The organism is Bavariicoccus seileri WCC 4188 (assembly GCF_000421665.1).
Classification (GTDB): domain Bacteria; phylum Bacillota; class Bacilli; order Lactobacillales; family Aerococcaceae; genus Bavariicoccus; species Bavariicoccus seileri.
The window spans coordinates 1-11,421 of record NZ_ATXL01000055.1; the positions used below are offsets into that span (position 1 = coordinate 1).

Consider the following 11,421-nt stretch of genomic DNA (forward strand, 5'->3'; position numbering starts at 1 on the left):
CGAAGTCACCGGGAAGATCAACTTCGGTTTTATGGTAAACGAGAGTTTGAATCCGTAGAGGATATGTTAAAGCAACATCGGCGATATATGAGTCGACACAATAATATTGCACGAAAAGTATTGGGATTCTTAAGCCCAAATCAAATGGTTGAAAAGTATTACGAAAATAAGTATAACGAAGCTGCTTGATGTGTCCACTGATTTTATATTTTTATCGTTTGTTGTCAAGGATCGTTTCACTTTCCTCCTTGACAACAAACTCAAAAAATTCGTTTTGGTGGACAAGACATCAAGCACCACTATTATCAGTTCAGGTAACATATGTTTGACAACCCTAGATGAGAGGTGAAAATAATTGCACTTATCTATTGATGATTGGGATTATTTTTGTTAGAATACATATTGTATCGAAAAATTGAAGACACAAAGGTTGAGCATTTCGGTGTTTCAAGGATCAGGTTTGCCAAGGGGTGAGGCGAACATTCTTGGAGGAATGCTGGCCTTTTTTTGTTATAAGCATACTTCTTCGCGAGGTATGCTTTTTTGTTTGTTTTTCAGTTGAATATACACACGATTTATAGGAGGGGAATTAATGAGAGAAGCTTTGACTCGTTTACGAGAAGCAGAAGAAGCCAATGAACAGCAATTGATCGCTTTGAAAAAAGCGCTACAATTGGAAGAAGCGCAGCAACAACAAGAATTGCAAAAACGGGCTGCCGCTTTGGAAGAGGCACTTGCACAAGAACAAGTCGCAGTCGAAGAGCAGTTACACCAGTCGCTGGAAGCACAAAAGCAACGGCTGGCAGAAGAAAATCAGCAAGTTTTAGATCGTTACCAAAAAAATATGCAAAGCTTCCAAGAGCAAGCGATTCAACAGATCGTTGAAGGAGTGATCGGGACTTATGGCAGTAACCAAACTAAATAAATTAACGTTGATCACCCCGAAACGCTACCAAGAAAGTTTGTTGACGAAGTTGCAAGCGATGCAGTTTGTTGAAATCGAGAATGTATTTGAGAAAGAAGCCAACGAAACTTGGTTGCAGGAATTTTTTGTAGGTACAACGCCAGAAAGTACTTCTCATCAGACACTGATTCGTCGTCTACAAGAAGCAATCCGCTTTATTCGTCAAACTGGCGATGCGAAAAAAAGCACGGAGTGGCGGCGGGCTGCCTTGCGGCTGTCGGACTTTGAAACAAGCTTCGATGAAGCAGCAGCTTTAACAGAACTAGGTCAAGTTGAGAATTTGCAGGAGCGCTGGTTAGAGACGATTGAAGCGATCGAAGCAGCGACTCAGGCAGAAGATTGGGCGACACAGTGGCAAAATCTTGACGTGCCACTAGAAATTGAAGCACCTACACATACGTGTTTTTTTGCAGGTAGTGTTGAAGAACCACGCTGGGAAGATCTAGCTGAAGCTTTGCGTCAATTGGAAGATGTTCATATAGAAGTCATCTATTCTGATCAGAAGAAAGTTAATTTCAGCTGTCTTTTTTTAGCAACGACCGAGGCGCAAGTTTTCCAATTGTTTCACCGTTTTGGGGTGAAGAAAGAAACTGGCCTAACATCAGAATCACCAAAAGTGGTTTTGCAAAACGCGAAACAAGCGTTGACTTCCTTGACGCAGCAGCGCAAAGAACTGATTACAGAAATCAGTCAGCACAAACAACGGCTGATCCTGTTGCAGCAAGCGGAAGAACTGTTTTTGACTCGTGAGAATCGTGCAATGATGCAACAACGTCTAGCGGCAGGTCAGACATTTTCGCTCTTGCGCGGGTGGATTGCAGAAAAGGATCAACCGTTAGTGGCAGAAATGGTCCAAGAATCCTTTGCCAATGAGATTTACTATTCATTTGAAGAACCAACGGCAGACGAGATTGCTGCCAATCAAGTACCAACGAAGTTAAAAAATGCTTCATTTATACAACCCTTTGAAATGCTGACGGAAATGTATAGTTTGCCGAAATACGATGAAATTGATCCAACCCCTTGGATGACGCCTTTCTATTATGTTTTCTTTGGGATGATGGTGGCTGATTTAGGTTATGGTGCATTGATGGCTGTAGCGACAACGATTGGGCTGTATGCCTTACGTTTGCCAAAAGGAACCAAACAATTTCTGAAATTGTTCCAGATATTGTCTGTACCAACCATGATTTGGGGTGCAATCTACGGCTCGTTTTTTGGTGCTACATTGCCTTTCCAGCTTTTATCGCCCGCCGAAGATTTTATGGCAATCTTTGGTCTATCGATGATTTTTGGTGGCATCCAACTGTTTACAGGTCTTTATTTGGCGGCTAAAGAAAACATCCGCAAAAAGGATCTTTTAGGTGCAGTAAACGAAGGCTTTGCGTGGCTAGGACTTTTGAGTGGTCTGCTAGTGGCAGCCGCAGGCAATCTTTTGATTGATGTCCCTGCATTAACCACTGTCGGCTTGATTTTAGCGGGCTTTAGTGCCTTATTGATTATCGTGGTACCGATTCTTAAAGGGAAAACCAAAGTGGGCGGCTTCATTCTAGGATTGTACGACTTGTACGGTGTGACGAGTTACATCGGTGACTTTGTCAGCTACAGTCGCTTGATGGCCTTAGGGATCTCCGGTGGGAGTATTGCAGCAGCCTTCAACTTATTGGTGGGCTATTTGCCGCCAGCTGCTCGTTTTTCAGTGGGTATTCTCTTATTGCTTGTACTGCAAGCATTGAATATCTTTTTATCGTTACTGAGTGCATATGTGCATGCCGCTCGTTTACAATATGTAGAATTTTTCGGCAAATTTTTCACTGGTGGTGGACGTCAATTTGAAACCTTTACGCCTAGTGAGAAATATGTTGATTTTGACAAAGAAAATGGAGGAGACAATAAATGATTGATTACTTGATTAACAATAATGGTGGTATGGTGTTTGCAATTATCGGAATGGGGATTGCGACGATCTTTTCTGGGATTGGTTCAGCCAAAGGTGTGGGCCAAACTGGTGAAGCAGCGGCAGCTTTAACGACGAATCAGCCTGAGAAGTTTGGACAAGCTTTGATTTTACAATTGCTTCCTGGGACACAAGGTCTATACGGATTCGTTATTGCGTTTATGATTTATGGCAGCTTAAGTGGTGAAATGTCGACAGTGACTGGTATGGCTTATTTGATGTCATCACTGCCAGTTGCTTTTACTGGTTTATTCTCAGGAATGGCCCAAGGAAAGGTCGCTGCAGCTGGGATTCAAATTTTAGCGAAGAAACCAGAGCATTTCTTTAAAGGCGTGATGTTCTCAGTAATGGTTGAGATGTATGCCATCTTAGGCTTTGTTATTTCTTTCTTACTTTTAGGAACGATTTAAAGGGGGCGAAGGTATGGATGCAATCGACAAAATGATTGCTGAACTAGACCAAGAAGCGCAGATAAAACGGGAACGTTTGGCTGCCGCTGAACGTGCTAGGATCAGTGAAACCATGGCACGTGACTGGGCGAAGAAAGAGTCGGACTTGCAGCTTCGTGCCCAGCAAGCAAAAAAGCAAGTCGAAAAAAATTATCAGCAAGCCCTGAATCGCCAATCAAGTGCCGCCAAGCAGCAAAAAATTGTGAAGCAAAATGAATATCTGACACAACTTTTTGAGCAAGCTTATCAACAAATGATTGGTTGGACACCAGAAGAGCTCCAGACATTTGTTGAAAATGTGCTGGAGCGGCTGCCAATCAGTGGCACGGTGACCTTTCATGCGGGTCTAGATCAAGCAGCCCACTTAGATGATACTTGGGTCGCGGCTTGTCAGTCCGACTTGCCGTATCAAATCAAGGCAGGAACACCATTGTCAGAAGCTGGATTTTTGGTGGATGACAATGGTATTCAATACAACTTTACTTATCGTGTGTTACTTGAAGAATACAAGAAAGAATCCCGTGAACGGTGGTTACAGATCATACAAAAAGGAGGTTGATCCATGAGGAATTATCATCAATTGAATCCCATCATTCGGCTGAAAGAAATGACTTTACTGAAGCCGCAAGAAGTGGAACAAATGATTACGGCAAAAAACTTTGCTGTGGTCGAAACGGTGCTGCAGCAGACCCATTATCAACGCTATTTGCATCCATATTTTCACGAACAATTCGAAATATCACTTGATGAAGAATTGTTAAAGACAATCAAAGAATTGATCGAGCTGGTTCCCAATCAAGAAATCCTCCGATTGTATATGATGCCTTTTACTTTCCACAATCTGAAAGTCTTGACCAAAGAGTCAGTGACTGGAAAGGATTATGCGCATCTACTGGTTGAAGACGGTTTTTACACGATCGACGAATGCCGGACCGCCATCAAAACAGGCATATCAGAAGTATTGCCTGAGAAAATCGTGACTACAATTCAAGAGGTTCGGGAACACTTGGAAGGCGGCGCTGTGGTGCAAGGCATCGATATCATATACGATCGCCGGTATTTGCATGAACAACGGCGATTGGCAGACAAAATCAATATACCTGAACTACAAGAAGCCGTCATTAAGATGATCGATTTAACCAATATAACCATCGCCGCTCGCTGTCTGAGCCAAAAGCGATCCTGCAGTTTTATGAAGGCGGTCTTGGTGAGTGTCGGCAGTATCCCGAAAGAAGAATTTTTAGCGTTTGCGGATGCGTCCTATAGCGACTTTATAACGTTCTTATTAGAAAGTGAGTATCAGGAAGTGATGCGGCCAATCATTCATGAACAAGTGATCGACTTCGCTGGCTTGGCGCTTTTACAAGACAACTTGATTACAGAAAGCTTTGCATCAGCCCAAATAGATGCTTTAGGACCACTACCTTTACTCGCATTTTTGAATGCTAAGATTTTGGAACTGCAAAATCTGCGTATCTTGCTGGTAGGCAAACGCAGCGGCTTTACGGAAGGACAAATCAGAGAAAGGATGCGGCGCTATGACGCATAAAATCGGTGTGATCGGCGAGAAAGAATCCGTCATTCCTTTTCAATTATTTGGGTTCCAAGTTTATTATGCCTCGGAAGAAAAAGAAGTCAAGCAGGCACTGGCAAAATTAATGAAGAGTAGTACGATTATCTATCTGACTGAAAAATGTGCAGAGATGATTCCCGATGAATTAGCAAAGGTCCAACAAAAAATGACACCTGCGATCATCTTGATTCCTGATTACGATGGTTCCCGAGGAATCGGCAGACGGATGATTCAAGATAATGTTGAAAAAGCGGTCGGACAAAACATACTATAGAGAGGAGCCGATGTTGTGGAAAAAGGAACAATTATTAAAGTATCAGGTCCATTGGTTTTAGCCAAAAATATGGGTCATGCAAGTTTAGAAGATATCTGTTATGTAGGAGATTTAGGCGTGGTCGGTGAAATCATCGAAATGCGCGGCGACGTCGCTTCGATCCAAGTCTACGAAGAAACTTCAGGGATTGGTCCCGGAGAACCAGTCGAAACCACTGGTGAACCGCTATCCGTGGAATTGGCTCCCGGAATTATGTCTCAAATGTTTGATGGGATCCAACGCCCATTGGAAACCTTTATGGATGTTACCAAAAGTAACTTCTTGACTCGCGGGGTGCAATTGCCTGCGTTGAATCATGAGAAAAAGTGGTCTTTTGTACCGATGGTCGAAGTGGGTGCAGCGGTTAGTACCGGAATGGTTATCGGAACTGTGCAAGAAACACCACTGATCGATCACAAAATTATGGTTCCTCATGGCGTTTCAGGAACAGTCAAAGCTGTTTATGCAGGGGAATATACGATTGATGAAGTGATTTATGTCTTAGATACGACTAAAGGAGAACGTTCATTTACGATGCTACAAAAATGGCCGGTTCGTCATAGCCGTCCAGTGAAGCAAAAACTGAATCCAATCGAACCGATGATTACAGGACAGCGCGTGATTGACACGTTCTTTCCAATCGCTAAAGGCGGGGCTTCAGCCGTTCCGGGTCCTTTTGGTGCGGGAAAGACCGTTGTTCAGCATCAAATTGCCAAGTGGGCGGATGTCGACTTGGTTGTCTATGTTGGCTGTGGGGAACGCGGCAATGAAATGACAGATGTAATGAACGAATTTCCAGAGTTGATCGATCCTCGCAGTGGTGAATCTTTAATGGCTAGAACCGTTTTGATTGCCAATACATCAAATATGCCAGTAGCCGCTCGGGAAGCGTCGATTTATACGGGGATTACCATTGCAGAGTACTTCCGTGACATGGGCTATTCAGTGGCGATCATGGCGGATTCAACCTCACGTTGGGCGGAAGCACTGCGAGAAATGTCTGGTCGTTTGGAGGAAATGCCTGGGGATGAAGGATATCCGGCTTATTTAGGTAGCCGTTTGGCAGAGTATTATGAACGTTCTGGGAAAGCGATTTGCTTAGGTTCTGATCAAGAAGGCAGTATTACTGCAATCAGCGCCGTGTCACCATCTGGTGGGGACATTTCGGAACCAGTTACTCAAAATACTTTACGGGTCGTTAAAGTATTTTGGGGCTTAGATGCCACATTAGCGCAAAAACGTCATTTTCCATCAATCGATTGGTTGAAGAGTTATTCTTTATATGAAAACGAACTTGGCGCCTTTTTGGATCAGCAAATGCAAGTGGATTGGTCCAAACAAGTAACAGAAGCCATGCGGATGCTACAAAAAGAATCTGAGTTGTCAGAGATCGTTCGTCTTGTCGGTATCGACGCTTTATCAGAAAAAGATCAATTATTGCTGGAAACGACCAAGTCCTTGAGAGAAGATTTCTTACAGCAAAATGCTTTTGACGATGTCGATACGTTTACCTCTCGTGAAAAGCAGTTCAAAATGCTAGAAACGATCTTATTGCTCCACAAAGAAGCCGAAGATGCGTTAACACTAGGTGCGTATCTTTCAGAAGTCTACTCAGGAATTGAAGAACTACGAGACAAAGTTGCACGCATGAAGTATTTGCCTGAAGGTGAATTTGCCAAAATTTCTGCTTTGCATCAAGAAATCAAAGCAACCATAAAAGAAATTTTACAGAAAGGAGACCGTACTGATGATCAAGGAATATAAAACGATTGGAGAAGTCGTCGGTCCATTGATGGCCGTCGATCGTGTCTCTGGTGTCAAATACGAAGAGTTGATCGAAGTCCGCATGCAAAACGGAGAGATGCGACAAGGCCAAGTGCTTGAGATTCAAGAAGACAAAGCATTAGTCCAAATTTTTGAAGGGACTGGAGGGATTAACTTGCGCGAATCAGCGGTCCGCTTTTTGGGGCATCCTTTGGAATTAGGCGTTTCAGAGCAAATGATTGGGCGCGTCTTTGACGGTTTAGGACGGGTCAAAGACGGTGGAGTAGAGATCGTTCCCGAAAAATTTATGGATATCAACGGCGAAGTCATTAATCCAGCAGCCCGAGATTACCCTGATGAATTTATTCAAACGGGGATTTCATCAATTGACCATTTGAACACATTGGTTCGGGGACAAAAACTACCAATTTTTTCAGGTTCTGGTTTGCCTCATAAAGAATTGGCCTCTCAAATTGCCCGTCAAGCACAAGTGCTAAACTCGGAAGATGAATTTGCTGTTGTATTTGCCGGCATTGGGATTACCTTTGAAGAAGCAGAATATTTTATGGAAGATTTTCGGCAAACTGGCGCCATCGACCATTCTGTTGTCTTTATGAATCTAGCAAACGATCCAGCGATCGAGCGGATCGCTACTCCACGAATGGCATTGACGGCAGCTGAATACTTGGCCTATGAAAAGGATATGCATGTCTTGGTGATCATGACGGATATGACCAACTATTGTGAAGCTTTACGGGAGATCTCTTCTGCACGCCGTGAAGTACCGGGACGTCGTGGGTATCCAGGGTATCTCTACACGAATTTATCAACGTTATATGAGCGTGCCGGACGAATTCGCGGCTTGAAAGGTTCAGTGACGCAGTTGCCGATTCTGACTATGCCAGAAGATGACAAAACGCATCCAATTCCTGATTTAACAGGCTATATCACTGAAGGACAAATCATCTTGTCTCGGGATTTATATAAAAATGGCATTCAACCGCCAATCGATGTCTTGTCATCGCTGTCACGCTTAAAAGATAAAGGGACAGGCGAAGGCAAAACACGTAAAGACCATGCTGCAACGATGAACCAGTTGTTTTCTGCATACGCGCAAGGACAGCAATCCAAGGAATTAGCAGTTGTTTTAGGCGAATCGGCCTTGTCAGACGTTGATAAAATCTATGCTAAATTTGCAGAACGCTTCGAAATTGAATACTTGAATCAAGGATATCGAACCAACCGCTCCATTATCGAAACCTTGGAATTGGGCTGGGAATTATTGGCGATGTTGCCAAAAGTCGAACTGAAGCGAATCAGTGATGCGTTACTGGCGGAATATTTACCGGAAGAGGAGAATAATGGCGCAAAAAAACGTTAATCCAACCCGCATGGAGCTGTCGCGCCTCAGTAAACAATTGGCGACAGCTAAACGCGGCCATAAATTATTAAAAGATAAACAAGATGAACTCATGCGTCAATTTATTGAATTAATCAAAAAAAATGATCATTTACGTAAAAATGTGGAAGAGCAGTTGCAACATGCCATGAAGGCATTTCGCTTGGCCAATGCCACAATCAATGAAAAATACATTGAAGAAATGTTTATTTTACCTGCAACTGAAGTCTCCCTTGAATTATCAACGAAAAATATCATGAGTGTAGAAGTACCGGTCATGCATTTTGACTATGATGATGCTGTGATGCAAGCGCCGATCGAATACGGATTTTTGAATTCCAATGTTCCTTTAGATAACGCCGTCGCCCGTTTTACAGACGTTATGCCCAAGCTGTTGGCTCTAACAGAAATCGAAAAAACCTGTCAATTGATGGCAGGGGAAATCGAACGAACCCGCAGGCGGGTCAATGCGTTAGAATATTTGACGATCCCTGAATTAGAAGAGGCCATATATGGGATCAAAATGCGGTTAGAAGAAAACGAACGAGCGAATGTAACAAGAATGATCAAAGTGAAGAATAAATCAAAATAAAATGGTATGATAAGAGAAAAACGAAAGCAAAAGACTTGGATTACCAAGACATTCGTTTTTGAAAAAGGTCAAAGGAAATGAGAATGAAAAAAGAAATCGTTTGAAAAAAAGTTGGCACATCAATCAACACTTTTTAATTCCACAAATCGTCTCACTAGTGTTTCTCTTACTGATATTGGCAGGGACAGGCTTACTGATGTTGCCTACGGTCACCAAAAGTGGTGAAGGTACCAACTTTTTAGATGCTCTGTTTACTGCTACTTCAGCTATTTGTGTGACGGGTCTTTCTACCTTAACGGTGGCGGATCATTATAATATCTGGGGCCAAGGCATTTTGTTGATATTGATTGAAATTGGTGGAATCGGCTTCATGTCGATTCCCGTCTTCTTTTACATTTTGGCAAGAAAAAGAGTCCATCTTAGTACGCGGATGATTTTGCGAGAAACCTTGAATCTAGATCGTATGTCCGGTGAAATCCATTTAGCATGGTACATTATCCGTTTCGCCTTTTTGATCCAAGTTAGTGGGGCTGTATTGCTGTCTTTTGCTTTTGTTCCTCGTTTTGGTTGGCGCCAGGGTCTCTGGTATAGTGTTTTTCATGCGATTTCGGCCTTTTGTAATGCTTGTTTGGCAACAGTATGGTCGGATTTCAGAATGAACCGTTTGTGCTAGGGGTCGTCAGTTTCTTGATTATCGCCGGCGGTCTCGGTTTTCTCGTTTGGTTCGATCACCTGCATAGGGCATCCAAAAAACGTTCCTTACATAGCCGCTTGGCATGGATCACAATGATCGTTTTGATTGTTCTTGGAACGGTAGGCTTCTTTTTGACCGAAAAAAATTCACAGTTGATCACTGGTGATTCTGTCATTGAACGCTTTTTTCAATATTTGTTCTTAGCGGTCACCCCAAGAACAGCTGGCTTTTTCAGTATTGATTACGGACAAATGAGTCAAGCCAGTTTGATGCTGACGATGATGTTAATGTATATCGGCGGAACCTCGGGATCAACTGCTGGGGGATTGAAGACAACGACATTTGCAGTCTTGATCATCAAGGTCCGTAGCTTGTTAAAAGGACGCAGCCAAGCTGAGATTTTTGGACGAACAATTAAAGAATCTGCCGTTTCGTGAGCTTTTACTTTGTTTTTTCTAACTTTGTCGTTATGTTTCATATCTATTTTCCTGTTATCGATTACTGAAAATATGCCGCAAAACCCGACATTCGGTTTGCAATATATTGCCTTTGAGGTCTTTTCAGCTTTTGGGACTGTGGGCTTGACGATGGGACTTACGCCCTATTTATCGGTTTTCGGCAAGCTATTGATCATTCTTTTGATGTTCATTGGTCGTGTGGGAATCATGACAGTTGCTTTTTCATTGATGAAAAAAGCCAACCAGCGAGAAGTTGCATACAGATTTCCTGAAGAGCGAGTGATGATTGGTTAAGCTAGACGTATTCTGTTAAAACAGTTGCGTATTTCAAAAGAGGATGATTTTTTTCTGAGTAAATCATAGGAGTGAATATCTATTTTTATGTAAACGAAAGAGGCTGGGACTTTTGTCCCAGCCTCTTTTGTGCTATACATACTCGAAATCTTCACATTTCGCACATTCATTATAGCATGATTCAAAAAAAGAGCAAATTTTCTATTTTATAATTATCACAATACAGATTAAAATCAATCCAGAAGCTGTTTTTAAGCCGATACAAACCTTTTAAAATCAAAATCATAAAATATACCTATGAAAATAAAAACGTCTTAGAACGCATTTTATAGGCTTTAAAAATAATTTTGTTTTTATGTGCACGTTTACTTGTAATTAAACTTGCGAAGTCTATCCTGAGTTTCGCACTTAATTAATGATCGTTCTTTTAAGTTTATTTAAAAACAAAATTGAAAAAAGATAAGGCAATTGTTTGAATATATATTTTCCTTTTGATATGGTCATGTTGTATACAATTTAATTATATGTGTGCCATATTTTTCCATAAGTCAATTTGTTGTCACTGTGGTCTAGATCGGAACCCTGTCTTCAGCAGCAATGATTGGACCAGCTGCTGTATATGCAACTATAGTTGGCAGGGAGCAATATCACTTGGGCCAGTTGGAGCGGCAATAGCAAGCGCAGTTGGTATTTTAGGATTTCCAAGTTTGGCTGGATTTACATATTCTATCTTACAGGCTGTGAGTAATAAACAAGGTGTATATTTAGGGGTAGAAATGAACGGGGTATTCCCTAATATTGTCTCAGGTACTTACTAATTTTCATGCAAGGAATGGTTATAGATGGATAAATACTACAACTGGAATGCATTAGCATATATTTTTGGCGTATCAACTTTTATTGGAACAGTTCAATATTCTCAAGTTCCATATATAATTTGGTTTAGTATTGGATTAACAGGAGG

The 11,421-nt window shown here is 42.0% G+C and carries 9 protein-coding genes and 2 pseudogenes; all 11 read left to right on the forward strand.

What is annotated here, in order from left to right:
- Window positions 1-189 (forward strand): annotated as a pseudogene (locus H541_RS13450) (hypothetical protein); the annotation flags it as partial.
- Window positions 190-592: 403 nt separating this feature from the next.
- Window positions 593-925 carry a hypothetical protein gene (locus tag H541_RS0109475; protein WP_022797073.1) on the forward strand — a complete coding sequence of 111 codons (333 nt, stop codon included), beginning with the start codon at window positions 593-595 and terminating at the stop codon, window positions 923-925.
- On the forward strand, window positions 903-2,864 hold the full coding sequence (locus H541_RS0109480; RefSeq protein WP_022797074.1) for a V-type ATPase 116kDa subunit family protein: 1,962 nt from the start codon (window positions 903-905) through the stop codon (window positions 2,862-2,864). The genes H541_RS0109475 and H541_RS0109480 overlap by 23 nt, the downstream gene beginning before the upstream one ends.
- Window positions 2,861-3,331: a V-type ATP synthase subunit K gene (locus H541_RS0109485; protein WP_022797075.1), complete on the forward strand. Its 471-nt coding sequence runs from the start codon at window positions 2,861-2,863 to the stop codon at window positions 3,329-3,331. The genes H541_RS0109480 and H541_RS0109485 overlap by 4 nt, the downstream gene beginning before the upstream one ends.
- Before the next feature lie 13 nt (window positions 3,332-3,344).
- Complete coding sequence (locus H541_RS0109490; protein ID WP_022797076.1) at window positions 3,345-3,929, forward strand: hypothetical protein; 585 nt, start codon at window positions 3,345-3,347, stop codon at window positions 3,927-3,929.
- 3 nt (window positions 3,930-3,932) lie between these two features.
- Window positions 3,933-4,919 (forward strand): V-type ATPase subunit, encoded by a 987-nt coding sequence (locus H541_RS0109495; RefSeq protein ID WP_022797077.1) that lies wholly within the window; start codon window positions 3,933-3,935, stop codon window positions 4,917-4,919.
- Window positions 4,909-5,217, forward strand: a complete 309-nt coding sequence (locus tag H541_RS0109500; RefSeq protein WP_022797078.1) for a V-type ATP synthase subunit F — start codon at window positions 4,909-4,911, stop codon at window positions 5,215-5,217. The genes H541_RS0109495 and H541_RS0109500 overlap by 11 nt, the downstream gene beginning before the upstream one ends.
- 15 nt (window positions 5,218-5,232) lie before the next feature.
- The gene (locus H541_RS0109505) at window positions 5,233-7,020 is read left to right on the forward strand and encodes a V-type ATP synthase subunit A (protein WP_022797079.1); all 1,788 of its coding nucleotides are present in this window, start codon (window positions 5,233-5,235) and stop codon (window positions 7,018-7,020) included.
- Window positions 7,004-8,401: a V-type ATP synthase subunit B gene (locus H541_RS0109510; RefSeq protein ID WP_022797080.1), complete on the forward strand. Its 1,398-nt coding sequence runs from the start codon at window positions 7,004-7,006 to the stop codon at window positions 8,399-8,401. Before H541_RS0109505 ends, H541_RS0109510 begins: the two co-directional genes overlap by 17 nt.
- Window positions 8,382-9,011: a V-type ATP synthase subunit D gene (locus tag H541_RS0109515; protein ID WP_022797081.1), complete on the forward strand. Its 630-nt coding sequence runs from the start codon at window positions 8,382-8,384 to the stop codon at window positions 9,009-9,011. Before H541_RS0109510 ends, H541_RS0109515 begins: the two co-directional genes overlap by 20 nt.
- A gap of 100 nt (window positions 9,012-9,111) precedes the next feature.
- Window positions 9,112-10,457, forward strand: a pseudogene (locus tag H541_RS12585) (TrkH family potassium uptake protein).
- The last annotated feature ends 964 nt before the right edge of the window (window positions 10,458-11,421 follow it).